Annotated in this window: 34 protein-coding genes; 25 read left to right on the forward strand and 9 right to left on the reverse strand. The window is 42.2% G+C overall.

The annotated features are described in order from the left end of the window. Positions 1-132: 132 nt before the first annotated feature. The gene (locus GSF09_RS13755; RefSeq protein WP_201309348.1) at positions 133-480 is read right to left on the reverse strand and encodes a hypothetical protein; all 348 of its coding nucleotides are present in this window, start codon (positions 478-480) and stop codon (positions 133-135) included. A gap of 18 nt (positions 481-498) precedes the next feature. Here GSF09_RS13755 and GSF09_RS09530 point away from each other — a divergent pair, with 18 nt between their 5' ends. The 4 genes from GSF09_RS09530 (at position 499) to GSF09_RS09545 (ending at position 2,207) form a co-directional block, all read left to right on the forward strand. Continuing rightward, positions 499-1,080, forward strand: coding sequence for a PRTRC system ThiF family protein (locus GSF09_RS09530; RefSeq protein ID WP_236564874.1), 582 nt, complete (start codon positions 499-501; stop codon positions 1,078-1,080). A gap of 412 nt (positions 1,081-1,492) precedes the next feature. Continuing rightward, complete coding sequence (locus GSF09_RS09535; protein ID WP_159800749.1) at positions 1,493-1,633, forward strand: hypothetical protein; 141 nt, start codon at positions 1,493-1,495, stop codon at positions 1,631-1,633. A gap of 59 nt (positions 1,634-1,692) precedes the next feature. Then, positions 1,693-1,896, forward strand: a complete 204-nt coding sequence (locus GSF09_RS09540; protein WP_159800751.1) for a hypothetical protein — start codon at positions 1,693-1,695, stop codon at positions 1,894-1,896. Between the two features lie 119 nt (positions 1,897-2,015). After that, a complete protein-coding gene (locus GSF09_RS09545) occupies positions 2,016-2,207 on the forward strand; it encodes a cold-shock protein (protein ID WP_159800753.1) in 192 nt (63 codons plus the stop codon). Positions 2,208-2,346: 139 nt separating this feature from the next. Here GSF09_RS09545 and GSF09_RS09550 read toward each other — a convergent pair whose 3' ends face one another. Further along, positions 2,347-2,721, reverse strand: a complete 375-nt coding sequence (locus GSF09_RS09550; RefSeq protein WP_159800755.1) for a hypothetical protein — start codon at positions 2,719-2,721, stop codon at positions 2,347-2,349. Between the two features lie 121 nt (positions 2,722-2,842). Here GSF09_RS09550 and GSF09_RS13760 point away from each other — a divergent pair, with 121 nt between their 5' ends. Further along, the gene (locus GSF09_RS13760; protein ID WP_201309346.1) at positions 2,843-3,043 is read left to right on the forward strand and encodes a hypothetical protein; all 201 of its coding nucleotides are present in this window, start codon (positions 2,843-2,845) and stop codon (positions 3,041-3,043) included. Between the two features lie 268 nt (positions 3,044-3,311). Here the strand turns inward: GSF09_RS13760 and GSF09_RS09560 are convergent, their stop codons facing one another. Next, a complete protein-coding gene (locus GSF09_RS09560) occupies positions 3,312-3,668 on the reverse strand; it encodes a helix-turn-helix domain-containing protein (protein WP_159800757.1) in 357 nt (118 codons plus the stop codon). Positions 3,669-3,802: 134 nt separating this feature from the next. Between GSF09_RS09560 and GSF09_RS09565 the strand changes: the two genes are divergently transcribed. The 9 genes from GSF09_RS09565 to GSF09_RS09605 all read left to right on the forward strand — a co-directional run bounded on the left by GSF09_RS09565 (position 3,803) and on the right by GSF09_RS09605 (position 11,219). Next, positions 3,803-4,585, forward strand: coding sequence for an SDR family oxidoreductase (locus GSF09_RS09565; RefSeq protein WP_159800759.1), 783 nt, complete (start codon positions 3,803-3,805; stop codon positions 4,583-4,585). 20 nt (positions 4,586-4,605) lie between these two features. Beyond that, positions 4,606-4,929, forward strand: a complete 324-nt coding sequence (locus GSF09_RS09570) for a nuclear transport factor 2 family protein (protein WP_159800761.1) — start codon at positions 4,606-4,608, stop codon at positions 4,927-4,929. A 543-nt stretch (positions 4,930-5,472) separates the two neighbouring features. Continuing rightward, positions 5,473-5,868: a monooxygenase family protein gene (locus GSF09_RS09575; protein ID WP_159800763.1), complete on the forward strand. Its 396-nt coding sequence runs from the start codon at positions 5,473-5,475 to the stop codon at positions 5,866-5,868. Next, positions 5,861-6,304, forward strand: coding sequence for a carboxymuconolactone decarboxylase family protein (locus GSF09_RS09580; protein WP_159800765.1), 444 nt, complete (start codon positions 5,861-5,863; stop codon positions 6,302-6,304). The genes GSF09_RS09575 and GSF09_RS09580 overlap by 8 nt, the downstream gene beginning before the upstream one ends. Next, entirely contained in the window at positions 6,301-6,819 is a 519-nt protein-coding gene (locus tag GSF09_RS09585) for a GNAT family N-acetyltransferase (protein ID WP_159800767.1), read from the forward strand. Before GSF09_RS09580 ends, GSF09_RS09585 begins: the two co-directional genes overlap by 4 nt. A 156-nt stretch (positions 6,820-6,975) precedes the next feature. Then, complete coding sequence (locus tag GSF09_RS09590; protein WP_159800769.1) at positions 6,976-7,311, forward strand: alpha/beta hydrolase; 336 nt, start codon at positions 6,976-6,978, stop codon at positions 7,309-7,311. 497 nt (positions 7,312-7,808) lie between these two features. Further along, positions 7,809-9,374, forward strand: a complete 1,566-nt coding sequence (locus GSF09_RS09595) for an NAD(P)-binding domain-containing protein (protein WP_159800771.1) — start codon at positions 7,809-7,811, stop codon at positions 9,372-9,374. A gap of 100 nt (positions 9,375-9,474) precedes the next feature. Beyond that, on the forward strand, positions 9,475-10,647 hold the full coding sequence (locus GSF09_RS09600; RefSeq protein WP_159800773.1) for an MFS transporter: 1,173 nt from the start codon (positions 9,475-9,477) through the stop codon (positions 10,645-10,647). Continuing rightward, entirely contained in the window at positions 10,647-11,219 is a 573-nt protein-coding gene (locus GSF09_RS09605; RefSeq protein WP_159800775.1) for a sigma-70 family RNA polymerase sigma factor, read from the forward strand. Before GSF09_RS09600 ends, GSF09_RS09605 begins: the two co-directional genes overlap by 1 nt. 336 nt (positions 11,220-11,555) lie before the next feature. Here the strand turns inward: GSF09_RS09605 and GSF09_RS09610 are convergent, their stop codons facing one another. Both GSF09_RS09610 and GSF09_RS09615 read right to left on the reverse strand, forming a co-directional pair. Beyond that, positions 11,556-11,837, reverse strand: a complete 282-nt coding sequence (locus GSF09_RS09610; RefSeq protein ID WP_159800777.1) for a hypothetical protein — start codon at positions 11,835-11,837, stop codon at positions 11,556-11,558. Positions 11,838-12,027: 190 nt separating this feature from the next. Continuing rightward, on the reverse strand, positions 12,028-13,539 hold the full coding sequence (locus GSF09_RS09615; protein WP_236564875.1) for a PLP-dependent aminotransferase family protein: 1,512 nt from the start codon (positions 13,537-13,539) through the stop codon (positions 12,028-12,030). Between the two features lie 4 nt (positions 13,540-13,543). On the opposite strand from GSF09_RS09615, the gene GSF09_RS09620 reads away from it, so the two are divergent. From GSF09_RS09620 to GSF09_RS09655, 8 genes are all read left to right on the forward strand, one after another. Continuing rightward, complete coding sequence (locus GSF09_RS09620; protein WP_159800779.1) at positions 13,544-14,458, forward strand: DMT family transporter; 915 nt, start codon at positions 13,544-13,546, stop codon at positions 14,456-14,458. Beyond that, complete coding sequence (locus tag GSF09_RS09625) at positions 14,448-15,422, forward strand: GNAT family N-acetyltransferase (RefSeq protein ID WP_159800781.1); 975 nt, start codon at positions 14,448-14,450, stop codon at positions 15,420-15,422. The genes GSF09_RS09620 and GSF09_RS09625 overlap by 11 nt, the downstream gene beginning before the upstream one ends. A gap of 19 nt (positions 15,423-15,441) precedes the next feature. Next, a complete protein-coding gene (locus GSF09_RS09630) occupies positions 15,442-15,873 on the forward strand; it encodes a PaaI family thioesterase (RefSeq protein ID WP_159800783.1) in 432 nt (143 codons plus the stop codon). 7 nt (positions 15,874-15,880) lie between these two features. Then, complete coding sequence (locus GSF09_RS09635) at positions 15,881-16,390, forward strand: DinB family protein (RefSeq protein ID WP_159800785.1); 510 nt, start codon at positions 15,881-15,883, stop codon at positions 16,388-16,390. Next, positions 16,387-17,133, forward strand: a complete 747-nt coding sequence (locus tag GSF09_RS09640) for an SDR family oxidoreductase (RefSeq protein ID WP_159800787.1) — start codon at positions 16,387-16,389, stop codon at positions 17,131-17,133. The genes GSF09_RS09635 and GSF09_RS09640 overlap by 4 nt, the downstream gene beginning before the upstream one ends. 53 nt (positions 17,134-17,186) lie before the next feature. After that, positions 17,187-17,435: a hypothetical protein gene (locus tag GSF09_RS09645; protein ID WP_159800789.1), complete on the forward strand. Its 249-nt coding sequence runs from the start codon at positions 17,187-17,189 to the stop codon at positions 17,433-17,435. Between the two features lie 100 nt (positions 17,436-17,535). Further along, the gene (locus GSF09_RS09650) at positions 17,536-17,973 is read left to right on the forward strand and encodes an SRPBCC domain-containing protein (protein ID WP_159800791.1); all 438 of its coding nucleotides are present in this window, start codon (positions 17,536-17,538) and stop codon (positions 17,971-17,973) included. Between the two features lie 84 nt (positions 17,974-18,057). After that, complete coding sequence (locus tag GSF09_RS09655) at positions 18,058-19,116, forward strand: acyltransferase (protein ID WP_159800793.1); 1,059 nt, start codon at positions 18,058-18,060, stop codon at positions 19,114-19,116. A 945-nt stretch (positions 19,117-20,061) separates the two neighbouring features. Here the strand turns inward: GSF09_RS09655 and GSF09_RS09660 are convergent. Beyond that, positions 20,062-20,760, reverse strand: a complete 699-nt coding sequence (locus GSF09_RS09660) for an SIMPL domain-containing protein (RefSeq protein ID WP_159800795.1) — start codon at positions 20,758-20,760, stop codon at positions 20,062-20,064. Between the two features lie 48 nt (positions 20,761-20,808). Then, positions 20,809-21,453: a rhomboid family intramembrane serine protease gene (locus GSF09_RS09665; protein WP_370515991.1), complete on the reverse strand. Its 645-nt coding sequence runs from the start codon at positions 21,451-21,453 to the stop codon at positions 20,809-20,811. Between the two features lie 105 nt (positions 21,454-21,558). Here GSF09_RS09665 and GSF09_RS09670 point away from each other — a divergent pair, with 105 nt between their 5' ends. Continuing rightward, entirely contained in the window at positions 21,559-22,458 is a 900-nt protein-coding gene (locus GSF09_RS09670) for a lysophospholipid acyltransferase family protein (RefSeq protein ID WP_370515992.1), read from the forward strand. On the opposite strand, the gene GSF09_RS09675 is transcribed toward GSF09_RS09670, so the two are convergent. Together GSF09_RS09675 and GSF09_RS09680 are read right to left on the reverse strand one after the other, a co-directional pair. Further along, a complete protein-coding gene (locus GSF09_RS09675; RefSeq protein WP_159800798.1) occupies positions 22,448-23,944 on the reverse strand; it encodes an aminotransferase class V-fold PLP-dependent enzyme in 1,497 nt (498 codons plus the stop codon). The genes GSF09_RS09670 and GSF09_RS09675 overlap by 11 nt on opposite strands. 58 nt (positions 23,945-24,002) lie before the next feature. Further along, the gene (locus GSF09_RS09680; protein ID WP_159800800.1) at positions 24,003-25,223 is read right to left on the reverse strand and encodes a porin; all 1,221 of its coding nucleotides are present in this window, start codon (positions 25,221-25,223) and stop codon (positions 24,003-24,005) included. Between the two features lie 175 nt (positions 25,224-25,398). On the opposite strand from GSF09_RS09680, the gene prmA reads away from it, so the two are divergent. Both prmA and GSF09_RS09690 read left to right on the forward strand, forming a co-directional pair. Next, entirely contained in the window at positions 25,399-26,232 is an 834-nt protein-coding gene (gene prmA / locus GSF09_RS09685; protein ID WP_159800802.1) for a 50S ribosomal protein L11 methyltransferase, read from the forward strand. Between the two features lie 21 nt (positions 26,233-26,253). Then, positions 26,254-26,529: an ATP-dependent Clp protease adaptor ClpS gene (locus GSF09_RS09690; protein ID WP_159800804.1), complete on the forward strand. Its 276-nt coding sequence runs from the start codon at positions 26,254-26,256 to the stop codon at positions 26,527-26,529. Positions 26,530-26,553: the final 24 nt, after the last annotated feature.

Genomic DNA, 26,553 nt, shown 5'->3' on the forward strand with positions numbered 1-26,553 from the left:
CAGGATTTGGAAATCCACTGGCAGCTGCAAATTGTACCAGCGCAGCAAAAACCCCTATATGAGTTACGCCAACCCTTTGGTCATTGCAGCTGCGCTGAAAAAATACTGACAGTGGATTATCCGCTTCCATGACTACAAAGATTGCTTCTTACGGCGCTGTTTCTTTTCCTGCTGCTCGCCCGGGCCATCCTCGTCGCTATTTGACTGCTTAGCTTTCGTATCCTGTTTCTTGGACGTTTCACCACTTTGGGACTGCTGCTGCTCTTTTGCCTGCCGCGTGTCAAGGCGCCTTTGGTCGGCATCGTAGATAGTTAGTGTCTTGAACTGTGGGCTTGCTTCAATATATTGTTTCACTTCCTGGCCGTCTTTGATAAATGTAGCCGATTGCCTGTTGCCTTTCTTCAGGGAGTTCAGCAGGTCTTCTTTATGGGATGGATTGTCCAGCTCCTTGATAGGGTGTTTAGAAACAACAGCTTCCAAATCATAGCCATAATTCTCATGATAGTGCTTTTGGCGGAAATTGCCGTTAGCGTCGGCATCTTTGAAGTCGAGCTGAACCCTACCCGCTGCAACCGTTTCTTCGGCACGGGATGGAAAGCGGTCAATAAGAAGTTCGATAGCCAGTCAGGACAGGCGAAGGCAGCGATTTATATCTCCTGTGTAGACACGGCTGCCGCTCGTTTTGAGATTGCGGAAATCCTCAAAGGAGCAACAGGCGGTAGCCACTATGCCAACGTACCGAGGTACTGGATGGATTTTGGCAACGGGAAAGACAGCGGACAGGTTATCCTTTCCACTATCGGCAATGTAAAACAACCTAAGTCAGAGAACTTTGAGACAGTTGAAAGCCTGCCATTTGTTACGGAAGAATTTGGGGAACTGCTGCGGCAGTCGGGCAGTGATGACCTGCCAAGCTGCTCGCTTGCAGAGGCGCTCGAGAAACAGGACTTGTATATTAATTCGACATTGGCGCAGATGGGCTGCTCAATGCTGTGGCAGCTGTTCCGCAATGGGTCTACTACGCAGAGGGGCTGCTTCCTGAATTTGGAAGATTTCAGGGCGATGCCGCTGCCATTGTAGCGGCGGCGCGCCGCGCGAGCCATCCCGGGGTTCGTGCGGCGCAGGATTGCCGGAATGCCCCTCAGCAGGGTAGCCGTCCGAAGTACCAACGTTTGTATGAGCTTATAACGCCTTAAATTAGGTTTACGCCTTTATTTACACTACCTTAGCAGCATTAAAACAATAGTGCATCTGGCATACCTCAATCTGCTAATCTGTCCGCTATCTTTCCACTTTACTAAAGTGAGTTTGAGAAACGCTGAGTATTTACCACTTGTTTTTCATACCGGCCAAAATTGTCAACCGCACCTGGAAGGGTGCCTAAAAAGCTCGCTATGATACATTCCCTGCAGGTAATGCATTTCAAATTATCGCTCAGTGAAATTGGAGACTATCATCCGGGGCACAGTAAAACCTGCAGTCGACGGCAAGAATGTGCCTGCGCCGCAGTGTGCTTAAAGAGGTCAAGGCCTTATCGAAAGAGCTGATCATCAGGATGATTGCCATTACCAATACCGAAAGGCTGGCTATCACGGTCATATTTACCGGTGCCGTACCCAGGCCCTGCTGGTAAAGCAATGCAGGGATGCCGAAGGTGCACGTAAGAATGAATAATAATTAAAATAATTACATATGGCCGAATCTTTTCAGAAAAAAGAAAGTATCAAGAAGAATGCATTGCGCAAGAAAATCAAAGACCAGAAAAAGCAGGAACGCAAACTGAACAACAACAAAGGCAAGGGGCTTGACAGCATGATCGCCGCTGTTGATGATATTAATGCCTTTTCCACCGCACCGGCTGAAAGGCTACTGATCCGCAAGGCCACAGCTGAGTAGTTTAGGTGCACATAAAGTGTCCCGGGGGGAATTTAAGTGAAGCCTGAGACAAATAAAAAACTAATTTACAGGAAATTCCGATTTAATAAGCTATCTTTACGCAAATTAATTTATTTAAAATGCAAGAAGGTACAGTAAAATTCTTCAATGAAGAAAAAGGTTTCGGGTTTATTACACCGAACAATGGCGGAAGTGAAATCTTTGTTCACGTTTCGGGGCTAACCGAAAACATCCGTGAGAATGATGAGGTCCGCTACAACATTGAAGAAGGCCGCAGAGGTCCAAACGCAACAAACGTAGTCATAGCTTAATATACTATCACAGTTAGTTACAAGCACCTGCCCATGGCAGGTGTTTTTTTTTCTACTCTCTCCCGAAATAAGCAGCAGGCAGTGCTAATTAGCAGCTGCCGCCTTCTTCCCCATCGGGTCTCCCAACCGTCAGGAAATCTTATTTAGCAGCAGTTGTAAGTTTAAGGGTAAAATTCCCAGTTGAGGCGGTCATATTGATATTAAATTGAAACCCGGCTGATAAAAACTGGCTCCAGCCTGATAAAGGTAACTCAATAGGCACGTCTTCAATTGAAAAAGGTTGTCTGGCACTTATGCAGGAGGCGATGCACCACCCCAGCTGCAGCCTTACCGAATCCGGCAAACTACGGATGTACTCAAACAGGCAGATATCCAGAGCAAAGCGGGCTGCTGCCCAAGAAAGAAAATCTTCAGCAACATATTGTGCTTCGCTCAATAGTTCGCGATCAGCCAGTTGATACAGCTTGTTTTGCAGTCCGGCCATGCCCTGTGGAGTAAACGGAAACTTTTTCATGCCTGGTGGGTTTAACGTGCAAAGATAGTTGATGCCGAACATCAAGATGTTGCAAAAAGCGCGCTTAAAATTTTAAAAAATGTGCAAATTGTAGGTGGATTTAAATCCGTTAGGTAACATCATGAAAGGATTACTGTTTATCATTTCAACAGTTTACGGAATTCCTTTTACGTTTAATACACACATGGCACCCCGGACCTTTGGCACCCCGGTTACACTGAACAATAATGTCCATGTGGTAAAGGAAATGCTGGGGCATGCAACAGTAAAACAAACGGAAGTCTACGCAATTACGGGACAGGCTCCTATTGGAAAGAAATGATCCTGCTTGATAAGCGACTCAATAAAAGCGGGAACAATGTCTGAAAAAGATATTGCTATACTAGGCAAACCCGAAAAAGAGATACGGTTAATTAAGGAAAAGTATAATATTCAAACCGCATAAAATTAGTTCTGTTCAGTGTAGAAACACCTACGGGTTGTTTCTATACCGGCTCACAACTTCTATCATTATTTTTATGCCAGAGGAGATGGCAGACCAATTCATTATACCCGCAAAATTCATAGCTTCATCTATTTTTAATAATGCTTCACTCTAAACGTTTTAAAATGAGCGAGCGCAAACGTTCCTCATGCTCATCACCCCAATTACCGATGACTGAAATTACAGGAATTAGTGTTTTTCCAAAATCTGTCAGGCTATATTCGACTTTGGGAGGCACAACAGGGTAAATAATCTTTGACACAAGTTCATGTTCTTCCAGTTCTTTCAGCTGGATATTTAAAACCCTGCGCGAAGCATCCGGTATCTTACGCTGCAGTTCACTCGGGCGCTTATGTCCCTGGTCAATAAACCAAAGCAGGCGTATCTTCCATTTGCCATACAGCACTTCACCTATAAGGTCAAGGCCGCAATTCAGGTTTGGCAATGTCTTTCTTTCATACATGTTACAAAATTAAGCTATATCTCATTATTCGCAATAGGGGAAAAATTTATCCCTATATGAATCGTAACTCCTTACTTGTGAGGATGTAACGTACTGCCGAGATTTGCACAAAGAAATTTAAAACATATCACAACATGGATTACCAAAATGAATTATCAGGAAAAATCGCATTAGTAACAGGCGGTACAAAAGGCGCCGGAAGGGCTATTGCTGAAAGGCTGCTGCAAGCCGGGGCAACAGTAATCATCACCGCCAGGAACGCACCCGAAAAAGAAAACAGCAAACTGCATTTTATCGCTGCCGATTTAAGTACGGCGGAAGGGTCGCAAAAAGTAGTTAGTGAAGTACTATCGACGTATGGCAGGCTGGAAATCCTGGTGAATAACCTCGGCTCATCATATACACCTGCCGGCGGCTTTAGCGTCTTAAGCGATGAAGACTGGATTACTACGCTGCATGCAAACCTATTGGCGCCTGTAAGGCTCGACAGAGGATTTCTACCGCAAATGATAGAAAGGAAAGACGGTGTTATCATTCACATCGCTTCTATTCAGGGGAAACTGCCCTTGTATGAGTCTACTTTACCATATGCTGCCGCAAAAGCAGGACTGCGCAACTACAGCAAAAGCTTATCTAACGAGGTTACGCCGAAAGGTGTGCGGGTGCTGACCGTTTCGCCTGGATGGATCAACACATCAGCATCGACAGCCTTTCTGGGTGAGATTGCAAGAAACTCAAATAGCACTGTTGAAGAAGCGATGCAAAGTGTTATGGATGCATTGGGTGGAATACCTTACGGCAGGCCTGCCGAGCCGGAAGAAGTAGCTGAATTAGTTGGTTTTCTTGTCTCACCAAGGGCTGGTTACCTAACAGGAACTGAATTTGTAATCGACGGCGGAACCGTGCCAACAATTTAATAATCTTTTAAAATTAAAAAATGGACTTACCGAAAGTAATAAAAGATTTAGTGGCAGCACAAAATAACTTTGACAGTGCTGCCTATGCAAAATGCTTTTCTGAAACAGCAGTAGTTTACGATGAGGGTAAAACCCACAATGGCAGGAAAGAAATTGAAGCCTGGATTGCTGACTCTAACGAGCGATACCAGGCGACAATGCAGCCAGTAGGTCTTGAAGAAAACAAAACAGAAAGTATTTTAAAAGCGGAAACTTCAGGAAATTTTCCAGGAAGCCCAATTATACTAAATTACCGTTTAAAGATAACCGGCGGATTAATCGAAGCATTAGAAATTACAGGATAAGTTGAGAAATGGAAGCATGCACTTAAGAACTTTAGAGTCCGAAACAGGCACTTCTACTCCTTGCTTCTGATACGACAAGTTTTATAAGCAGGGCAGACATTGTAGTTGACGGCGGCGCAATAACGTACATGCTGAAATAAATATCTTAAAAGTGATTATTAATAGCTGGAGAATATATATATTTTTCAGCTTTTTTTTGCCCACCCAACCGAAGTGTTTGGCGAACTTCTGCAAGAGAAAAAGCCAATAACGCAAAGGACAGAAAAGAAATTCCTGGACCCACTCACTCCTTAAATAATAGGATACTAGAAAGTGGTTAAAGATAACGGAATTCATACTAAAACAGGAGAGCATACGTCTCTTCATTTATCAAGAACAACATCATACAGCGTGAGCATCACAGCTTTTACACCAAAACCAGATTAAACCCCTTTCTCGATTTAATTAAAGATTGGCCCGCCTTATTTTTTCTCTCATTTATTAAAATGCATCATTTTTCAACTGCATTCGTCTCAAACCAAGATTAAAAAATTTTTAAGATCAATGAAAGAAAAAATCAAACCATACCAAATTGAAATAGACCCCAAGTGGGTGGTTTTCATCAATGGATTTAAGGCAAACAACCTACTTGGATTTGTTTGGTTGTGGTTATCCCTTTTCTCTGTAATAAAAACTACCAGAAAGGCAAAGGGTTGTCGATCCGCTGTTCCTGCTATTGTAAGCCCAATTGAGGTAGTGATGATATCCTATTGGAATGATAACGAATCTTTGAGGGAGTTTGTCATATCTAAGTACCACAAACGCTACATTAGATTTGTTTATCAGAACTCCAAAGCCCTTTCTTTATTTAACGAAATGTTTGAACCTAAGAGGTCAGGTTTATACTTCAATAAACCGATGGGAATGTCGAAAATTACAAAAATCAAAAGTCATGAGTAAAAGAATTGTAATAAAAGATATTGATCCAAATGCATACAAAGCGATGGCTGCTTTAGAAAAATACATGGCTGGATCGCAGTTATCATATGTAGCTAAGGGGTTGATAAAAATTAGAGCTTCTCAAATCAATGGTTGTGCCTACTGCATTCAAATCCATACACAAGATGCACGAAAGGCAGGAGAAACCGAACAGCGGATCTATGCTTTGTCCGCCTGGTGGGAATCCCCCTTGTTTTCTGACGAAGAAAAAGCCTTGTTGGCTGTAACAGATGAAATAACTAGAATAACCGACAAGGGGCTTTCTGATCAAACTTACGCTATGGTATCTAAACACTTTTCAGAGAGTGAGATAGCTGCGATAATTATGCAGATCGTAATCATCAATGCTTGGAACAGAATTGCAATAGCTACACACCTACAACACCCAATCAAATGAATATAACTACAAGACCAGAAGAATATTCAGATTTTGACCAGATAAGATTACTCAACATTCTCGCATTTGATCGAGCCGATGAGGCAGATTTAATTGATCGAATCCGCAATGAAAATGAGTACTTACCTGCACTTTCATTTGTAGCATTGCACAATAGTAAAATAATTGGGCACATAATGCTATCAAAAATTACCATCGGGGAGCATTTCGAAGGATTAGCTGCACTGGCTCCAATGGCTGTTTTGCCCGATTTCCAGAATAAAGGTATTGGGAGCCTTTTAGTTGATCATGCGGTTTCAGAAGCAGAAAAGATCGGTCTTTCTGCAATCGTTGTTTTAGGACACCCAAATTTTTATCCAAGATTCGGATTTGGCAAAGCTAGCCTCAAAGGCATCACATGCCCCTATGCAGGAGTTCCCAATGAGGCTTTCCTGGTAAAAGAACTTTATGATAATTCATTGAAGGGAATATCTGGAATGGTCACCTACTCTACTGCTTTCACCTCAGAACAGTAATAAGCCGATGAAGAAACTAATTTTCTTTATAATCAAATACTCCTTGGATCTTGCCTATCGACTAAACCCAAACTTGGGCAACAGTTTAGCCTTTACGCTATCCACTATGCCGTTATTTCAGGTTCAGAGCAATAAGAACTTCAATACTTAAAGGAAGTGGAAAACCCACGGGTACGATTTGAAGAGAATATCAGAAGGGTTTATCAGAAGGCTGTCCTCTCTGCACATGGCTGGATAGGGTACGCAGGAAATTCTTGCGATTTAATGAACTTGTTTCCAGATCATGAATTTACTTTAATCACTTTTGATGCACCTGCGCATAATGCGAGTACCGGTAAAAGCACCAATGTTTTTCAAATTATCCGGGTTTGTGGTTTACTGATTGAAAATTATAAGCCTGATTTCATTATCGGGCACTTTATGGGTAGCGCTGTGGCTGTGCCGGCACTTGCCAGTGCTAAATATCAGAACACTAAGAAACTGATATTATAGAGCTGCCCGAAGAATTATTGAATACTTGGTAGAGAGTTTTGGTAAAAATTTTCTCTCAAGGATACCCGTCTATATTCATTCAAAAAAGGTGCAATTAAAACTTAAGAAGTTCTTTGAAGCGTCAAAAATGAGTTTCCGATTTCCCCTATATCAGTTATGATCACCTGCATCATTTTTGCATTGTGCCCGTCATAATGGAATAACTTTTAAAACAGTATCTCATGAAAAGAATCGGTTTGCTTTCTATCATTGTTGGGATCTTAACGGTTGGTACCGTGTGGGCATCTGGATCTTTAGATCTGTCAAAGAACTCAATGGCAGCTAAAAAGTGTCCACCTGCCTGTTGTATAACATTTCAAGATGATTGTCCACCAGATGCGTGTGAGCTGAACACATGTTGTTCAGATGACTAATTAAAAGCGGGGTTAATCCCCGCTTTTTTATGCATCAAAATTTATCGAGCACGTCTTAATGTCAAACAACAAAATTTAATGGTTATGAATATAAAAGACTTTCCCGTAGCAATAATAGGTGCAGGTCCTGTTGGAATGGCGGCAGCTGCCCACCTGGTAGAACGCAACATACCTTTTTTGCTTTTTGAAGCAGGAAGCAGTGTAGGTGCCAATCTGCTGGATTGGGGGCATGTTCGTGTGTTTTCACCTTGGAGATACAACATCAACAAAGCAGCGGAAAACCTTCTCCTCAAAATGACATGGAAAAAGCCTGGTGAAGATGGCTTGCCCACGGGAGAGGAACTTGTAAAGGAGTACTTACTACCTTTATCCTTTCACCCAAGTATAGAACCCCACCTCCACCTCAATTCAAAGGTTGTTGCCATTACCAAAAAAGGTCTGGATAAAATGCATACTGCCGGACGAGCAGATACACCTTTTATCATCACAGTACAGCAAGGAAGTAACCTTGGCACTTTCGAAGCATCGGCAGTAATCGATGCATCCGGTACATGGCAAAACCCAAATCCCATTGGCGTTGGCGGTATCTTCGCACCGGGAGAATTGGAAAATAGCGAGCGTATAACCTACCGCATACCTGACATACTCGGAAAAGATCAGCACAGATATGCCAATAAATCCGTACTGGTCATTGGAGCAGGACATTCTGCCATCAATTCATTGTTGGACTTGGCCAAATTGAAAGAAAGCCATCCCCAAATCACATTACATTGGGCTTTGCATACCGAAAGTTTAGCAAAAGTATATGGCGGTCAGGAAAATGATGCACTCGAAGCAAGGGGAGCTTTGGGAATTAAAATTGAACAATTGGTTAAGTCAGGTCAGCTTCATATCCATACCCCGTATTACATACACGGACTCACTGCGGAAGCCTCAAGGCTTACCATCAAAGGCTACATCAAATCACAGTACCACGAATTGAAAGGTATTGAAGAAATTATAGCCAATACAGGGGCCCGCCCCGACTTTACGGTGCTCCGGGAAGTAAGGGTAGCCCAAGACCCTGCCCTTGAGTGTTTTCCTGATTTGGCTGAACTCATTGATCCCAATGTACACAGTTGCGGAACGGTCAGGCCGCATGGAGAACTGGAACTCCGTCAGCCCGAACCCAATTTTTATGTAGTGGGAGTAAAAAGCTACGGACGGGCTCCCACTTTCCTGATGGCTACCGGTTATGAACAAGTCCGCAGCATAGCAGCCTGGTTAGATGGAGACATAGAGGCCGGCCAACGTGTGGAGCTTGATCTACCCGAAACAGGAGTATGTAGTTCACACAACGATGATGGAACTGCCTGCTGCGGTGTGCAGCCTGCCTCATCAACAAAAGAAAATCAAGCAGCTGCTTGCTGCACCCCAGTTCAATCCGATAATAAAAATCAAGATTCAAGTCAAATGGAAACATTAGTAAAAACAAACAATGAAAAACCAGTAGAAGTAGCAACAACAAGTTGTTGCGGTGGTGCCCCTACTTCCAATGCAGATGCTTGCTGCAAGCTCGATGAAGAGAAAAAAGCAGAAGGTGAAGCCGGCTGTGGTTGTAACACAGCATTCACAGCCTCTGCTCCAAAAGCTTCAGCGTGCTGTGGTTAAGGTTAAGTTGCTTATCACCTCCCGAAAACTGCCCATACCGGCAGTTTTTTTGCATCAATTTCTAACTAACCCGTCTTATGAGTTAGTGAATACAAACTCAATGGAACTAAAACAAGCCTGTTGCGCTGATTATCAGATCTGTTGTCCTACTAATGCAACACCTCAGTCATTAAGCCCAACCATTGTCGCATCCGTGGCAATGGCTTTGGGCGGCATGGCAGATGCATTTTTGTATGCCTACCTGCCAGTTAATGCCAAGGTATTAGGCCTGAGTGTTATAGCTGTTGGTGTTATTTTGAGCATTAACAAATTCGTTCGCTTCTTTTTCAACCGATGGGTGAATGCTTTGGCAAAGCCGCTTGGTTTAAAAGCCATCCTCTTCCTCGCATCAGTACTTTCAAGTATTTCAGCATTAGCCTATGCATTCCCAATGCCTTTATGGCTCTGGATCATCGTTCGGATAGCTTGGGGGTCAGCCTATTCCATGTTCAGGTTTTCGTCAGTACAGTTTGCCCAACTTGCTCCCAACAAATCCCACGCAATAGGGCTCACTACTGCCCTTCGGGAATTAGGTCCGGTGGTTGCCTACTGGATAGGGCCGATGATATTATCCCTTTGGGGAGTTCGAATCCTATTTATTACTGCTGCTTTGCTGCCATTATTATGTTTTCCTTTTTTAAGGGCACTCCCTCCGCTGAAACCCGAAATTCATACCCCAAGCACCACAAGATTCCAAAAAGCCAATTGGCTTGACACCTGGGTTTTTATATCGTCTTTTCTCATTGACGGACTCATTGTTGTAGGTGTAAGTATCTCGTTCGAAATCAAGGGAAATCCAGATCCCGAAAACTTGTTGTTGAATACAGCAGTATTTATTTCCCTTCGTAAGGTATTCCAGATAGTGCTAGCTCCGGCAGCAGGCAACATCATCGGAAAATTTGGATTTAGAAGAGTTTTCATTTGGTCTTCTGTAACAATTTGCGCTTCCTTGATGCTTTTGTTAGGAAACATTATCATACCCTCACTAATAATACTCTTTATATCGGCAGCATTCAACAACGTTTGCCTACCCTTATTCGCTTTGGAAGAAGCCACCACAGAAAGCAATTACAATACATTCACAAAACTGGCATCATCCAAAGATCTGGGAGGGGCTGTAGGAGCTTTAGTAGGTTTACAACTCATGCAATCAGTCCAACACCAACTATTGTTTTCAATCCTATTGCTGTTGGCTGCAATTACCTTATTCAAAATTTTTAAATTTGTAAAATAATGGATCAACTTAATGACATACACACCGAGTTTGGCCAGCATCTCAAAAATTTCATTCGTTCAAAAGTGAATAATGATGAAGACGTTTCAGACATTTATCAAAACGTCATACTGAAAATTATCACCAAAATCGACACACTCAAAAAAACAGAAAGCCTCAAGAGCTGGATTTTTACCATCGCCAACAACCAAATTATTGACTATTTCAGAAACCACAAAACCCGGGTTGAGGTACAAACCTGGGAAAGTAAGTTTTCCATAGAATTAGAACCAGCCGAAAATACCAATGCCTACCACCTCATGGAAGGCTGTATCCACAGTTTGATAGCACAACTGCCCGATGAATACAGGCTTGTGATTGAGCAGTCTGAACTGAAAGGTATGAGTCAAAAAGACTTGGCTCAAAAGCTCGATATGAACTACATTACCCTCCGCTCAAAAGTGCAACGCGGTAGGGAACGACTAAGAAAAATGCTAAACGACAGTTGCAGGATTGAGCAGGCTCACCTTGGCACAGTAATAGATTGCAAGCCTAAAAATGCTTCTGGATGTTGTGGGTCATCTACATGCTAGTCTATACGATAAAAGAATTTTTAAATAAGGGAATTGTAAGGATATGAACATTTGGGTAACCTTATTTTCTATAGAAGGTAAGGTCATTTATAGCTTGATGTTATTTCTTTTTACTTAGCATGTAAGTTTATTGATGTAATCAATACTAACTTACCAATAACAAGTTACATGTATAAAGGACGGCATTTCATACCGCCAAGCACTGTAGCTTAAGGAAATAAATTGTTTATCGCATTACTTCAGATATAAAAGGTCCAGTTCACCAAAGAGCTAACGCACTCGCCAGAGAATAGGTAAACAACTTGTTCCAAATAAAATACAGGGTTTTAAATTTGATTATTGTTTCATTCTATCCTTAATATGTTTTAGTAAAACGGGCCTTCTTCCCAATACCCTAGCCGTCAGGTTCCTTCCGAGCATCAAACAAAAGTCTTCATCTATATTTAGCTGGCGAACCTCCGGTTCAACATGCTGTACAATCCAGAAACGCTGGTCTTCTGCCAACGATTCTGCTTCGGCCCGAAGTTCAATATTCCTGGGGTTTTTATAAAGCTTGCCTGTAAACTGCAGATGCCATCGGATGTTCAGGTAATTTTTTTCACAATCATTATTTTGCAAAGCAAAGATCCTGTAAGAAATATGCAAGGGTTACAAAAACATTTCAAGAATTACAAAAAAGCAGCCATTATCAGATTTAACAATTCATATACTATACGCACCCTACATCTTGTAGAGAGCCCTTTCCTAAACACGATCACAGAAATTTAAAGCTCACATGGATCGGGATAGTTTCTTCAGGCATCAATTTTTATAACGAATCATGTGCAATAGCTCCAAGCGCGATTAGCCCCTGCTCTACCCGCTCAGACCATTGCATTCCATAGCTCAGGCGTAGGCAATTATAGTACTGATCCTGTAGTGTAAACATCCGTCCAGGTGCTATGCTGATGCCCAGTGGCAAGGCCTTTTCATAAAGTGTAATAGTATTGATTGCTGGTGGCAGCTCCAGCCACAGGATGAAGCTGCCTTGGGGACGGGTGACCTTTGTGCCATCAGGGAAATGCTCTGCGATGGTCCTTATGAAGTTCAGCGAGTTGCCATGAAGAGTATGGCGCAATTTCCGGAGGTGGTTTTCGTAGCGCCCGTTTTCTAAAAAATGACCAATAGCCTCCTGCGTTACCGACGTTCCGGAAACATTTTGATACAGCTTGGCTTTGAGTATCCTGTCCTTGTATTTGCCGGGGGCGACCCAGCCAACACGGTAACCGGGCGCCAAGGTTTTAGAGACCGCACCGCACAAGAGTACATTGCCGCTCTTGTCAAAAGTCTTTAGCGTGCGTGGCCGTTGTTTGCCAAAATAGACATCGCCGTACAGGTCATCCTCAATTAACGGGATATTGTAATGCTCCATAAGCTCTACCACCCTCTTCTTATGGTCATCCGGCATACAGCTGCCCAATGGATTGCTAAAATTACTGATGAGAAGGCAAAGCTGTATACGGCCTGCTTTTAGGTGCTGCTCGAGCACTTCGAGCTCTATCCCCGTCAGCGCATTGGTAGGAAGTTCAATAACATTGAGCCCGAGACCGCGGGCCAACTGTAGAATACCGAAATAAACAGGGCTTTCCACTGCGATGGAATCGCCTCTTGAGGCCAAAGACATTATGCAGTAGGCAAGTGCACTCATTCCGCCCGCAGAGGTAACAATGTCGTCCTCCTTAAGGTTGCCTTCCCACGTATAAGAATAGCGGGCAACCTGGCGGCGCAGCCTGAGATTGCCCTGGACCGGTTCGTAGCCCACCCCTCCTGCGTCTAATGCCCTGGTAGCCTGTACCAGCGACTTGCTCAGTTTGGCTACCGGAAGCAGTTCGCGCTCAGGTACGCCAAGGGAGAACAACAGGTTACTGCTGGTGCCAATTTCAGAATAAACGCGAGCTATAAGGTGCTCTGTTTCCTGAGGGTCAGCTTGCTTATCCGGACCGCTTGTGCTGACCATATCCGGCGACAGCTTTGTACAATGGATTACATAATAGCCCGATTGGGGACGTGATTCAATGAGCCCTTTGCTCTCAAGGGAGTAATAGGCCTGCAGTACAGTACTTATACTTATGCCGTTCTCGCGGCTGATCGTACGTACTGAAGGCAGTTTTTCACCGGCCTTGAAGCTCCCTGAAAGAATCTTGTGCTCAAGGTTCGAGGCAATTTTTTGATAAATATAGGCCTTACCATCCATAACTGTACTGTAATAAATAATAAAAATTGTATCTGTATTGTTCTGCAAAAATAACTCAATTTTGTCGAATGATGATATAAATACCATAGTAATGAAAAAACAGCCTTTAGCCTATTTTTCCCTTGCAATTGTAGCAGTATTCTGGGGAACAACCTACCTGGCAGTACGCATTGGGGTGGCAGACTTCCCGCCTTTCCTGTTTTCTGCCATTCGACAGGTTGCTGCCGGTTTGCTGCTTTTCGGCCTGCTGTACCTGCTTAAAAAGAACGAGCCCCTGACCGGCAGGGCCATTGCACAGCAGATTATACCCGGTATCCTGCTGATCACACTTGGTAACGGTGTTATAGGCTGGTCAGAGCGTTTCATCCCCAGTGGCCTTGCTGCCCTTATTGTCTCAGTACTACCTGTTTATATTTGCATAATCAGCCTGATTAACGGCAGGGAGCGGAACCTGGGCATGAGGACGGTTGCAGGATTGTTCATGGGTTGCGTAGGTATCCTGCTTATCTTTAAGGATAACATTAAAGATCTCGGCCGCCACGAATACCTTTGGGGTGTACTGGCCTGCTTTGGTGCCTCATTGTTCTGGGCTATAGGATCCGTCTACATGAAGACGAACTCCTTTACAACAAATGCGTACACCAATGCGGCAATCCAGTTCACTTCTGGTGGCATAGGCCTCTTTATTGCGTCGCTGCTTTTTGATGACTATACCCATCTGGGGATGGTGAGTAATGCGAGCCTCTGGGCACTGGTGTACCTCACACTTGTTGGATCGCTCTTAGGGTATATCGCCTATCTCTATGCAATTGAGCATCTTCCCATAGTGGTGGTGGCAACCTATGCTTACATTAACCCTGTCATCGCAATCGTACTGGGCGTGCTGCTGCTCAACGAACCCATTACAATCATTACGCTGCTTGCACTGGCCACAACACTCTATGGTGTCTATCTGATTAACAGCGCGTACAGAAAAATCATAAAGGAAAAAGACAATGAAAGATAACCGACTTATCATTAGCGAATATTCGGATCGGCTTGCATCCTCCTTTTCGAGCCTGAATAAAGACTGGATCGAAAACCATTTTACCCTGGAGCCTATGGATATCTGGCAGCTGGAACATCCGCAAGAAGCTTTCCTTAATTCCGGAGGAGCAATTTTATTTGCAGTATCAGACGGTACACCCGTGGGCACCGTGGCCTTAAAGCCAGCAGGAAATGCATCCTACGAGCTTTCTAAAATGGCAGTTAGCCCCGCCCACCAAGGCTGTGGTGTTGGTATGCAGCTTTGCCGTGCAGCTATCGAGAAGGCAAAATGCCTGGGAGCCGGCTCCATCATACTGTACTCCAACAGGAAGCTTGCTCCTGCACTGCACCTCTATGAAAAAGCCGGATTTTTAGAAGTGCCTCTTGGACAGGTGGAATATAGCCGCGCGGATATAAAAATGGAGCTCAGCCTCCCTCCCGCTCCGGTACCGTGGACCATGCGCACTTTTGACTTTTCAGGATTACAGGCTGAACATTATCCTGATATCAGGAAAAAACTCCTGGCCGCCACGCCCGCGTATAGCACCCTCAGCGGACATGTACCGCCCGACCGCCTGTCAGGCGCTCCTGAAGGTAAATGGACTGCACTGCAGCACTTAGGACACCTGATCATGGTGGAGCCTCTGTGGCGGCTGCGTATCGAAGAAATTTCTCAGGGCCGCAGCGAAATGACCCCTGCAGAACTTACGGGAAGCTTTATAGATGATCTTGATTTCAATACTTCAGGGCCTGCCGACCTTATCAGGCTCTTCGACCTGCAGCGTAAGAAAACAATAAAATGCTTGGACGGAGCCGACATGACAAGTGATAAGACGAGCCTCCATCCATTGTATAAGATCCCGATGCGCCTAATTGACCTGGCATCAATCATCATCGCACATGATGACCATCATTTACAGGTGGTAAAGCGCCTGATTGCTTAATTTTAAATGATACTATTACATGGATACAACACTAACACAAGAGCAAATGGACAGGATACGCGCAAGCTTCGAGCGCCAGAACCTGATGAACCTCTATAAGGCGAAAGCCACAGCCATAACCCGTGGCAAATTCGAGATTACGCTGAAGAGCCAGCCCTCCCTGCTCCGTTCCTCAGGTGTATTTAATGGCGGGGTGCTGGCTGCCTTGGCAGATACCGCTGCCGGATATGCTGCTATTACATTAAAAGCCCCTGACCCCTACTTTGTAACGGTGGAGCTTAAGATCAGTTATCTCAATCCGGCTTTGGGTGATACGCTATTTGCCCGGGCCCAGGTACTTAAGGATGGCAAAACATTGTCAGTTGCCAAAACTGACCTTATTGCAGTAAGGAACGGTAATGAAACGCTGGCCGCAACAGCGCTCGTAACGCTAATGGAAATAAAAAAATAAACACATAATGGAAATAAAAGAAATTCAACCCTTCCTGGAGTATTATGGAAAAATACGCCAGCGCACAAAAAGGTTGCTCGCGTATGTGCCGGAAGAGCATATCAATTGGGCCTATAAAACTGGTAAATTTACAATTGGTGACCAGATCTGTCATATCGCCGCCCTTGAGCGGTACATGTTTGCCGAAAATGTCGCCGGGCGGCCAAGCTGCTACAGCGGTTGCGGCAGCCACTATGGTGGGAGTTTATCGCAGGCTATCGAATTCATGGACAGGATGCATAAGGAATCAATTGAAATATTTAGCAGGCTTTCCCCGGACGACCTGCAACGCAGATGCACCACACCCGGTGGTGCAGGCATGCCGGTCTGGAAATGGCTGCGTGCTATGGTCGAACATGAAATCCACCACCGCGGGCAGATATATATCTATCTCAACCTACTGGATATCGCCACACCCCCTATGTATGGGCTTAGCGCCGAGGAAGTAGAAGCTAACAGTATAAAGAACGAACTATGAAAATAATGCTTATCACAGGCGCCAGCAGGGGTATTGGCGCAGCTACGGCACTGCTGGCCGCAGCACAGGGCTACAGCCTCGCATTGCATTACCATACCAATGAAGCGGCTGCTGAACGCATAGCTTCACAGGCAAGGGCGCTGGGTGCCAGGGCGGAATGCTTTCAGGCGGACATCGCCAGCGAGGAACAGGTAATCAAAATGTTTACAGAAATTGACAGTACCATTGGACCGGTATCGGTACTGGTGAACAATGCGGGAATACTGGAGCGCCAGATGCGGCTTGAAGAGATGGACGCGCAGCGCATGCACAGGATATTTGCTGTGAACGCCATTGGGCAAATGGTGTGTGCCCGGGAAGCTTTTAAAAGGATGGCCCTAAAATTTGGCGGCAGCGGTGGCAGTATTGTTAATGTATCCTCTATAGCCGCTAGGACTGGTTCCCCTTTTGAATACATCGACTATGCAGCCTCTAAAGGCGCTATTGACACCTTTACTGTAGGCCTCGCCAAGGAAGCCGCCGCGGAAGGTGTCCGGGTGAACGGCATACGCCCTGCCCTCATCCATACCGACATCCATGCTTCAGGCGGAGACCCCGGAAGGATTGAACGCCTGTCCGGCAGGATACCTATGGGCAGGGGCGGGATGGCTGAAGAGGTAGCGGAAGCCATACTTTTCCTGGCATCGGATAAGTCCTCGTACTCCACCGGTACATTCATTGATGTTAGCGGCGGGATTCTGTAAAATTGTGTCAAATGACTCTATCTAACATATAATCAAAGGACTTATAACCAACTATGGAATTTAATTTACCTTTTGACCTGAACCGTTTTAAGGCAATGCCACACGATAAAGCATTCTTTATGCCTTACACTTCCTGCAAGGCCATTAATAATGAAAAAATCACTTTAGGCTACCATGCTTTTATGTTCGTGATTGAAGGTAAAAAGACCGTGAGTTTTACTTCCGGAACAAAAACAGCCGACCCTGATCATTTTTTCTTTTTACCTGCTGCTAAATGTGTGATGAGCACTTTTGCCCTTTGACACAAACAATAAATAGTTTTTCCATAGTGTATGAAAATATGTCACCAAGAATAAAAATCCTTAATTTTATAGCCAATCACAAAAATTTTAAGATTAAATTATGGAAATAAAAACAGCTATTGAAATCAATGCTTCTGTGGGATTAGTTTGGGATACCCTTATGAATTTCCATGGCTATGCTGACTGGAATCCCTTCATTAAGGATATTTCAGGGCTACCTGATGTTGGCGGCATTTTAAAAGTGACGATTCAGCCTCCAAACAAAAAGCAGATGACCTTTACGCCTGTTGTCATATCTAACAATATTGAAAAAGAATTCAGGTGGAAAGGTAAATTGCTTATAAAAGGCATCTTCGACGGTGAGCATTACTTTGAGCTACAAGGAGTTAATGAAGGTAAAACGATCTTTATCCATGGGGAAATATTTCGAGGGCTCCTGGTACCTTTATTTGGAGGTATGTTGAGTGAAACTAAAAAGGGGTTTGAAATGATGAACCATGCCCTGAAGATAGAATGCGAACGCAAAGCGACAAATTGATAATTGTGTTAACTAGTTCGGGTAAACTTAGAATTACTTATCAGAGCCGTCATATTGAAGAGTAATATATTAAAATACTGTGGTATGGGTATAAATACAAGGATTAATTATATCGATAACATTAAGATCGCAATTACATTTTTGGTTGTGGCGCACCATGCTGGGCAGGCCTACGGCGATACAGGTGGAGCGTGGGTTGTATCGGACGAACCAAAACTATCCTTCCTTCCATCATTTTTCTTTTTTAATGCAGCCTATATGATGGGCTTCTTTTTTTTCATATCGGGCTATTTCATGTATTTCTCTGTGTCCAGAAAAGCAACAAATGCATTTTTAAAAGACCGCTTCAGGAGACTGGGACTACCGCTCTTATTTTTCACATTCATAATCTTCATGCCGCTGCATTACATTATGTCCGGATCAAAAGAAGATTACTTTGAATTTATGTATAATATATACTTTCACCAACCACCTTTGGCGGTTGGCCATCTTTGGTTTGTTGCCGCTCTGCTTTGTTTTACACTGCTTTTCCTGGCTGTACGCCAACTTATTGAGAAATTGAAAACAACTAAATTCCGGTGGTGGTTTCCACTATTGTATCTTTGCTTTCTAACCATAGTTAATCATTTAGTTTGGAGTTCGTATCCTATTGATTATTGGAAGACATGGATTGTACCTGTTGAAGTTGCGCATTTGCCTCAATATTTGACATTGTTTTTTCTAGGGGTAGTTGCTAATCAAAATAAATGGCTTGAAGACATCAGCTTACCTGTTGGCCTCGCTTATCTTTTTATTGGTCTTTTACTATTCAGCTTTGGAAGGGAACCCGCAATAAATATTCCCAGCCAGTGGATCTTTCCTATGATAGAATCCGCGACGTGTATCGGAATGATATTGGGCGGCCTGGTGATTTTTAAAAGACTTCTATACTCAACAAACAAATACTTAAAGTTTTTTTCAGATTGTTCCTATGGGATATACCTTTTCCATCTGCTTATTGTAATTCTTTTACAGATAATGCTAAAAGAACTGGCAATTAGCACCGTCTCAAAGTTTATTTTAGTAACAATATTTGCAGTAATTCTGTCTGCAGGACTAACATTTGTTCTGAGAAAAAGTAAATTTTTATCTAAGATCCTTTAAAATCTTTTTGTACATAAGCAAAGCGCTCACCGAAAACAACCGCAACAAATTGCTCTTTTTCCAGTTAAACAGTTAACTGCCCCTAAAGGTAGTTAACCTTCATCCCTTTAATTCTTTATTAACTTAGCGAATGGGCCGCTCAGAATATTTTTGCCATAGCTTTAGTTATTCTTCTCGGATTTGTAGTAATTAAAACTGAGCCGAGAGTTCCTTAACACACAATAGAATTATCTTAAAATCTAAGAAGCTATCACGTCGAAAGCCGCGCCAATACAGTCAAATGCTCTATGAAGGTGTTCGAATTGTCCGGGCAAGTCCACTTGTCAAAATAAAAGTAACTGCCTCTATTGTAGTTAAACTAGTTAATGTCGAAGTAGACCATCTAAATTATTTTAGCGCATCTTAACGATTTGTACCTTACTAAACGTTTGGTTTTGAAACTCTTCCAAAAATTAGCAAATTTGCCTTTTTTAAATAAACTAATATCATATATTTGCACTCTAACCAGCAACCTTATGCCGGTATATCTTTGAAAGTCAAACAAATGGTTTGTTTGTGATGTTTGTCGATATTTGGATAAAAACTGTATCCCTATTGTACCTAAAAGTACTGAAATTCAGCGGTATAAAAGCTTTCTAATTTCTGTATCGGAAATTAAAGGAAGTGCGCAAAATATAAAGCTACCTTTGTTAAACATTTTATACAGCTCCATAAAAGGAATAATTTTATATATTTGCATATATAGAATTAGTGTTCTTAAATAGTCGCATAATTAGCTTTTGCTACCACAATATATTCTGTGGCAAAATCGTGGCAATTTCATTTCACGAATTTGCTATTGCAGGAATAGTGCGGGTTTTAGCCTATAGGTTCAAATCCTGCTCTCCCCACAAAAAAATCCCGTACAATATGTACGGGATTTTTTGTTTTAACTAACTTTTAAGCCTACTTATTAAGTAGTGAAAAACTGATATTTACATTGGCTGTAATAGTAATTTCTCCAATAGCAAGCGTTTCTTTTGGCATCTCGGCACTTTCAGCCTTGTCAAACCTCATGGCGCTCATAGCAACAGGGTAATAGGATTGGCTGTTATCAGTTACCAAAAGGGCATCCCCCAGTTTTTTATTAAGTGCACCTGCATAGTCCTTCCCTTTTTCACGGGCATTTTGGGCCGCTTTTACTCTTGCCTGGCTTTCATACTCCGATTGTTTTGATGTTTTAAACTGCACACCCTGTATGTTGTTTACACCTGCATCTACAAGCCCCATCATTAAGGCATCATATTTTGAAAGGTCTTTTAAATGAATCTCTATAGCCTGGGAGGCCATATAACTGTATTTCTTTTTATTATAATCGTAATTCCTGTTAAGGTAAACCCTCTTTGTCTGGTAATCTGATGCGGGCAGTTTAAAGTTTTTAAGGTACTTAATAACAGCATCTACAGCAGCGTCATTTTTCTTTTTAACATCATTAGAATCCTGCCCTGTATTTTCAACACCAACAGTAATAACAGCTTCATCGGGCATAACGCTTATTTTACCTTCACCCGAAACATTAACCTGCGGGGGTGTATTGGCCGATAGTGTTTGTGCCTGGGAAAATGTGCCCATAAATACGAATAAAATGATTGCAATTTTTTTCATGGTTATTTGATTTTATTTTTCTGTAAGAATTTCAAAAGCCATGCCAATTTATATTTTACCGGCACGCGCAAGTAAAAATAATACTACAATAGGCACAGCCAAAAGCAGTACCATAAATGTATTTTCAAAAATCATTTGCGGTACTTTGCTCAGTGTTATGGCATAACCGCCTATAGCCCCGCCAAAATGTGCCGTGTGCCCTATATTATCACTCTTTGAGCGCATTCCGTAAATAGAATATAAAAGGTAACCTATTCCAAAAATATAAGCCGGTACAGGGATTATAAAATACAATCCAAGCGTCATATCGGGAACAAGTAAAATAGCAGAATACAATATGCCGGTTACTGCACCCGATGCGCCTATAGCCCTGTAGGAATAATCATTTTTATGAAAATAAAGCGTTAGCAGGTTCCCGCACAGCAGGCTGGCAAAATATATAAGCAAAAAAGAAAGCCACCCCAATAGGCCGATAACTACAGGGGCAAAAAAGTAAAGGGTAAGCATATTGAATATCAGGTGCATAAAATCAGCATGCAAAAAAGCCGATGTAAACATACGGTACTGCTCCCCTGCCCTTATACTGCCTATATGAAATTCATATTTCCTGAAAAAAGTATAATCATTAAACCCCTTATAACTCACAATTGCATTTACAGCAATAATTACCAGCAAAACTATATTTATATCCATAATAACTTTAAAGTGTAAATTTAACCATAATGGCTCAATTTTAGCGGTTGCATGTATAACTAAAAGTTTAATAAAGTAATAAAAAGTATATTTGCAAAAAACTTAATGATGCAGTTCCTGGCATATATAATTGCTTACCCGTTCCTTTGGATTATATCCATCCTTCCTTTCAGGTTGCTGTATATTCTTTCTGATGTAACTTATTTTTTTATTTACACTCTTATAGGCTACCGTAAAAAAACCGTTCGCCTTAACCTGGAGCTGGCCCTGCCTCATTTAAATGAAAAAGAGCGCCGGGAAGTAGAAAAAAAGTTTTACCACCATTTTTGCGACAGCCTTTTTGAGATGATTAAAACCCTTAATATTAGGGATGAGGAGATTAAAAAGAGGTTCACCTTTACCAATTTTGACCTTGTACATGAATATGAAGCCAAAGGCAAAAGTGTAGTGGTACTTATAGGGCATTATGGCAGTTATGAATGGCTTTTGGTAATGAACCGTTATCTCACAACACATCAGGGTTTTGGTATCTATAAGGTAATACGTAACAAGTATTTTAACCGCCTTGTAAAAAAGATAAGAGGTAAGTTTAATGCCAGGCTTATTGGCATGAAAAGCACCATACCCACCATGCGCAAAAATGAACGTGACGGTGTACTTGGCTTTTACGGTTTTATTACCGACCAAAGCCCCAAAATAAAAAGTGCTTATTACTGGTCAGATTTTTTTGGTATGGAAGTACCTGTGCATGTAGGTGGTGAAATAATGGCAAAAAAGCTTGGGATGAACATAATGTTTGCCAGAGTAGAAAAAACAGCAAGGGGCTATTATAAGTGTACCTATATACCGGTGGAAGAGAATATAAAAGATATTCCTAATTTTGAAATTACAGACAGGTTTATGGCAATGCTGGAAGAACAGATAAAACAAAAGCCTGAATATTACCTATGGACGCACAACAGGTTTAAGCACCGTAAAAACAACCCACCGCATTTTAAAGCTTAAACCAATGCCCTATCCCGGTGTCTTGCTGTAATGATGCGTCTTTATGGCTAAATTCATTTGTCATCCTGTTATAGCTATAATCAAGTGTCCATTCTTCATGATTTTCGGCCAGTTGCTTTATACTGTGGCACACATACTGTATTTCTTCAGTAGTAGTGGTTGGGTGTATAGACATCCTTATCCATCCCGGTTTTTCAATCAGGTCGCCGGCAGTAATTTTATTAGTAAGCAAATGCGATTTTTCCTCATCAACATGAAGGAGATAGTGCCCATAAGTCCCCGCACAGCTACACCCCCCGCGCGTTTGTATGCCAAACCTGTCATTAAGCAGTTTTACGCCCAAATTGTAATGCAGCCCGTCAATATAAAAAGATATTATACCAAGCCTTTCCCTGTGCTGTGGTGCAAGTATATTAATATTTGGTACATCGTTAAGCTCCGAAAAAACATAGTCGGTTAACTCCTTCTCACGCTGTAATATATTATCCACACCCATCTGTTCCTTTAGCCTGATGGAAAGTGCCGTTTTTATTACCTGTAAAAAACCCGGTGTGCCGCCATCTTCCCTTTCTTCAATATTATCCAGGTATTTATGCTCCCCCCAGGGGTTTGTCCAGCTAACAGTTCCCCCGCCGGGATGGTCGGGTATCATGTTTTTGTATAGCTTTTTATTAAAAATCAGTACGCCTGATGTACCCGGCCCGCCCAAAAACTTGTGTGGTGAAAAGAAAATGGCATCAAGCCCTGCCTCTTCATCCTGCGGGTGCATATTGATATTTACATAAGGTGCCGAACAGGCAAAATCTACAAAGCACACACCGTTATAGCCATGCATTAATTTTGCTATTTCATGGTAAGGTGTTTTAATACCTGTAACGTTGGAACATGCCGTAACTGATGCTATTTTTAAAGTATAATCTTTATATTTTTCAAGCAGTTCTGCAAAGCTGTCCAAACATATAAGCCCTTGCGGGCACGCCGGTATAATAACCACTTTTGCAATGGTTTCCAGCCAGGAAGTCTGGTTAGAGTGGTGCTCCATGTGGGTAACAAATACCACAGGCCTTTTTTCATCCGGTATTTGTGTATATTGCCTTAGGTTTTCAGGAACTTTCAGCCCCAGTATGCGCTGAAATTTATTGATAACACCTGTCATTCCCGAACCGTCGGTAATAAGTATATCATCTGCACCTGCATTTACATGCTGCTTAATAATGTGGCGTGCTTCATGATATGCGTTGGTCATTGCCGTGCCGGAAACAGTAGTTTCGGTATGGGTATTGGCTACAAAAGGGCCAAATTCGTTCAGTATTTTTTCCTCAATAGGCCGGTACAGCCTACCACTTGCAGTCCAGTCGGTATAAACCATTTTTTTTCTCCCTAAAGGCGATTGAAACTCCTGGTTTACTCCAACAATATTTTTCCTGAATGTATTAAAATACAGTTCCAGTTCTCCTGCAATGGTTTTACTTTCAGCTTCCAGCATATCAATTTGTATTAAGCTATGCAAATTTAGCAAATTTATAAGGATATAGCCCCAGGCATTATATACCTATTTCCACCTGGAAACGCACATACCAGTTTTGCCTTGAGGAACCGTCAAAAAATTGCTGGTCGTCCAATGTCAGTTCGGCCTGCGCCTTAAAGGAATGTTCCCATATATATTTGGTTAAACCAATACTGTACTGATTGGTGTCCGGTGCCAGTGCCTGTATATCATCATTAACATTTTGTGTAGAAAACCTTCCTATTACCTCATAATTAGATGGAAATATGTAGCTCAACTGATAATCAAAACCATTACCGGTAAAAACATATTCCACATCGGTAGCATCGTCGGGGTTAACCGTTACAGGGTCGTTAGCTATACGCTGCATATAAGCTGTCTGGAACGACCAGCCATCATATTTAAACATAGCATCTAAAAGTATGGACTGCATATCCCTTTTTTCAAAAAGGTCGTTGCCTAACTGCCCCTGCGTGCGCCTCGCTTTATTATTAAATTGATATACACCCGAAAATAACAATTTCGGGGTAGCTTCCCTTACAAGGTCGCCTTCAAAATAAGTACCATCACGCGTAAAAGCTCCTAAAGGAAAAAGTTCAACCTTTCCTGTATAGGCAAGCCCGTTATCGGGTTCTTCGGTAGAGTTCCTGCCCTCACCCATACTTACAGCACCTTTAAAATTATAGGAAAATTTATCGGCATATTCATTCAGGTTATGCACCTGCAGCCCAAAATCCCTGTCTATAGTAAAGCGGGCATTATTTATTGTCCTGTCGGTAAGCTGCAAAGCCCCTGATGAGTTAACCCTTTGTCGGTTTCCCGGTAGTTTGGTTTGGCCAAACCCAATATTCCAGTTTTTATTCGGGCGGTAAAAAAGCACCGCATCCCTTATTATATTTACATTTTCCCCTTCTCGTACTTCGCCTACATCGCCGGGTGCAAACGAAAGCTGAATGGCATACAGGAATCTTGGGTCGCCCACATAACCGTCAAAACGCAGGCGGAGGCGGCGTATTTGTCCGTCAATAGCCGATTCCTCACCATCATTTTGCATATAAGTTACCCTGTTTTGCATCCTGAAGCGTATATTAAATTGAAAAATACTGTCAGGCGAGGTAAGCCCCAAACCTTTACCATAGCTGTAATAGGGCAATGCAGAAAGCTTTAGGTCATTGTTTTGCGTTGTCCTTTTAATCTCAACCTGGGCAGTTAATGATAATGTAAAAGCAGAGAAAACAATAAGGAATACTTTTTTCATTTTTTGTTGTGTACTGTTAGTTTTGTGCTGTAAATTTGGCTTAGAAAATGGTATTATTTTAGGAATAACTGAATAAATGTATCAATTACAACCCTATGTTAAGTTTGCACAAACTTAATATTAATTTTTTCAGCCTAATGTTACCATAATATTACCTTTGCGAAAATTTAAAGTTATGCCAAACACCTATTTAGGTTATCATTTTACTGTAAACCCTGTAAATCCCGGGGCAGAAATATTAATTGCGGAACTGGGGGAAACACCTTTTGAAAGTTTTATTGAAACGGAAGAAGGCATAAGTGCCTACATACAAAAAGACCTTTGGAATGAAAATGTTTTAGATGGCATACAAATATTACAATCTCCTGATTTTACTATTTCTTATAAACTCGAGGAAATTGAACAGGTGAACTGGAATGAAGAATGGGAAAAAAACTTTGAGCCGATAGAAGTGGGTAATACCTGCTATGTGCGTGCCCCTTTTCACGATAAAAAAGATGTTCCTTTTGATATAGTGATAGAACCTAAAATGAGTTTTGGCACAGGCCACCATGAAACTACCCACATGATGATTGAGCACCTGCTGGAAACCGATGTTGAAAACAAAAAAACACTTGATATGGGATGCGGCACTGCCATACTTGCCATACTTGCCGAAATGAAAGGTGCAAAGCCGATTGATGCCATTGATATTGACAACTGGTGCTACCTTAATTCCATTGAAAATGCCGAACGTAATAACTGTAAGGAAATAACCGTTTTAGAAGGGGATGCCTCATTATTGCCGGGCAGGGAATATGATGTTATTATTGCCAATATAAACCGGAATATACTTTTGCAGGATATGGCGCAGTACACAGCATGCCTTAATAAAGGGGGAACTTTATTATTAAGCGGTTTTTATGAAGAAGATATTCCCCATATTGATGCAGCCTGTACGGAAAATGGCTTAAAGTTTGTGAAAAAGCTGACTAAGAATAATTGGGTAGCTTTAAAATATGTAAATTAGCAATTGATTAAATGTTTGGATATGAGTACAAAAGAAAAAGTTTTAGAAGAAGTAGTACTGGAAGAAAGTGTTTCTTTTAATAATGAAATAATATTGTACAATGATGAGGTTAATACATTTGACCATGTTATAGAAACACTTGTAAGGGTTTGCGACCATACCCCGGAACAAGCTGAGCAATGCTCAATAATTGTGCATTATAATGGCAAATGTACCGTTAAAACCGGCCCTTATGATAAACTGAAGCCGCAATGCACACAGTTGCTTGAAGCGGGGCTTAGTGCCGAAATAATGTAAATAATTAGGCTGCTGTTGCAGCCT

This window comes from Flavobacterium sp. MK4S-17, assembly GCF_009848495.1.
Classification (GTDB): domain Bacteria; phylum Bacteroidota; class Bacteroidia; order Flavobacteriales; family Flavobacteriaceae; genus Flavobacterium.

What these genes read in the sequence shown, in the direction of transcription:
- GSF09_RS09560 (WP_159800757.1), bottom strand. Translation starts at nt 3,668, where the DNA reads ATGTATGAAAGAAAGACATTGCCAAACCTGAATTGCGGCCTTGACCTT.
- GSF09_RS09570 (WP_159800761.1), top strand. Translation starts at nt 4,606, where the DNA reads ATGGACTTACCGAAAGTAATAAAAGATTTAGTGGCAGCACAAAATAAC.
- GSF09_RS09545 (WP_159800753.1), top strand. Translation starts at nt 2,016, where the DNA reads ATGCAAGAAGGTACAGTAAAATTCTTCAATGAAGAAAAAGGTTTCGGG.
- GSF09_RS09595 (WP_159800771.1), top strand. Translation starts at nt 7,809, where the DNA reads ATGAATATAAAAGACTTTCCCGTAGCAATAATAGGTGCAGGTCCTGTT.
- GSF09_RS09665 (WP_370515991.1), bottom strand. Translation starts at nt 21,453, where the DNA reads ATGGATATAAATATAGTTTTGCTGGTAATTATTGCTGTAAATGCAATT.
- GSF09_RS09660 (WP_159800795.1), bottom strand. Translation starts at nt 20,760, where the DNA reads ATGAAAAAAATTGCAATCATTTTATTCGTATTTATGGGCACATTTTCC.
- GSF09_RS09690 (WP_159800804.1), top strand. Translation starts at nt 26,254, where the DNA reads ATGAGTACAAAAGAAAAAGTTTTAGAAGAAGTAGTACTGGAAGAAAGT.
- GSF09_RS09640 (WP_159800787.1), top strand. Translation starts at nt 16,387, where the DNA reads ATGAAAATAATGCTTATCACAGGCGCCAGCAGGGGTATTGGCGCAGCT.
- GSF09_RS09585 (WP_159800767.1), top strand. Translation starts at nt 6,301, where the DNA reads ATGAATATAACTACAAGACCAGAAGAATATTCAGATTTTGACCAGATA.
- GSF09_RS09620 (WP_159800779.1), top strand. Translation starts at nt 13,544, where the DNA reads ATGAAAAAACAGCCTTTAGCCTATTTTTCCCTTGCAATTGTAGCAGTA.
- GSF09_RS09575 (WP_159800763.1), top strand. Translation starts at nt 5,473, where the DNA reads ATGAAAGAAAAAATCAAACCATACCAAATTGAAATAGACCCCAAGTGG.
- GSF09_RS09615 (WP_236564875.1), bottom strand. Translation starts at nt 13,539, where the DNA reads ATGGTATTTATATCATCATTCGACAAAATTGAGTTATTTTTGCAGAAC.
- GSF09_RS09630 (WP_159800783.1), top strand. Translation starts at nt 15,442, where the DNA reads ATGGATACAACACTAACACAAGAGCAAATGGACAGGATACGCGCAAGC.
- GSF09_RS09605 (WP_159800775.1), top strand. Translation starts at nt 10,647, where the DNA reads ATGGATCAACTTAATGACATACACACCGAGTTTGGCCAGCATCTCAAA.
- GSF09_RS13760 (WP_201309346.1), top strand. Translation starts at nt 2,843, where the DNA reads ATGAAAGGATTACTGTTTATCATTTCAACAGTTTACGGAATTCCTTTT.
- GSF09_RS09670 (WP_370515992.1), top strand. Translation starts at nt 21,559, where the DNA reads ATGATGCAGTTCCTGGCATATATAATTGCTTACCCGTTCCTTTGGATT.
- GSF09_RS09600 (WP_159800773.1), top strand. Translation starts at nt 9,475, where the DNA reads ATGGAACTAAAACAAGCCTGTTGCGCTGATTATCAGATCTGTTGTCCT.
- GSF09_RS09675 (WP_159800798.1), bottom strand. Translation starts at nt 23,944, where the DNA reads ATGCTGGAAGCTGAAAGTAAAACCATTGCAGGAGAACTGGAACTGTAT.
- GSF09_RS09680 (WP_159800800.1), bottom strand. Translation starts at nt 25,223, where the DNA reads ATGAAAAAAGTATTCCTTATTGTTTTCTCTGCTTTTACATTATCATTA.
- GSF09_RS09565 (WP_159800759.1), top strand. Translation starts at nt 3,803, where the DNA reads ATGGATTACCAAAATGAATTATCAGGAAAAATCGCATTAGTAACAGGC.
- prmA (WP_159800802.1), top strand. Translation starts at nt 25,399, where the DNA reads ATGCCAAACACCTATTTAGGTTATCATTTTACTGTAAACCCTGTAAAT.
- GSF09_RS09635 (WP_159800785.1), top strand. Translation starts at nt 15,881, where the DNA reads ATGGAAATAAAAGAAATTCAACCCTTCCTGGAGTATTATGGAAAAATA.
- GSF09_RS09645 (WP_159800789.1), top strand. Translation starts at nt 17,187, where the DNA reads ATGGAATTTAATTTACCTTTTGACCTGAACCGTTTTAAGGCAATGCCA.
- GSF09_RS09530 (WP_236564874.1), top strand. Translation starts at nt 499, where the DNA reads ATGATAGTGCTTTTGGCGGAAATTGCCGTTAGCGTCGGCATCTTTGAA.
- GSF09_RS09540 (WP_159800751.1), top strand. Translation starts at nt 1,693, where the DNA reads ATGGCCGAATCTTTTCAGAAAAAAGAAAGTATCAAGAAGAATGCATTG.
- GSF09_RS09535 (WP_159800749.1), top strand. Translation starts at nt 1,493, where the DNA reads ATGTGCCTGCGCCGCAGTGTGCTTAAAGAGGTCAAGGCCTTATCGAAA.
- GSF09_RS09650 (WP_159800791.1), top strand. Translation starts at nt 17,536, where the DNA reads ATGGAAATAAAAACAGCTATTGAAATCAATGCTTCTGTGGGATTAGTT.
- GSF09_RS09655 (WP_159800793.1), top strand. Translation starts at nt 18,058, where the DNA reads ATGGGTATAAATACAAGGATTAATTATATCGATAACATTAAGATCGCA.
- GSF09_RS09625 (WP_159800781.1), top strand. Translation starts at nt 14,448, where the DNA reads ATGAAAGATAACCGACTTATCATTAGCGAATATTCGGATCGGCTTGCA.
- GSF09_RS09550 (WP_159800755.1), bottom strand. Translation starts at nt 2,721, where the DNA reads ATGAAAAAGTTTCCGTTTACTCCACAGGGCATGGCCGGACTGCAAAAC.
- GSF09_RS09580 (WP_159800765.1), top strand. Translation starts at nt 5,861, where the DNA reads ATGAGTAAAAGAATTGTAATAAAAGATATTGATCCAAATGCATACAAA.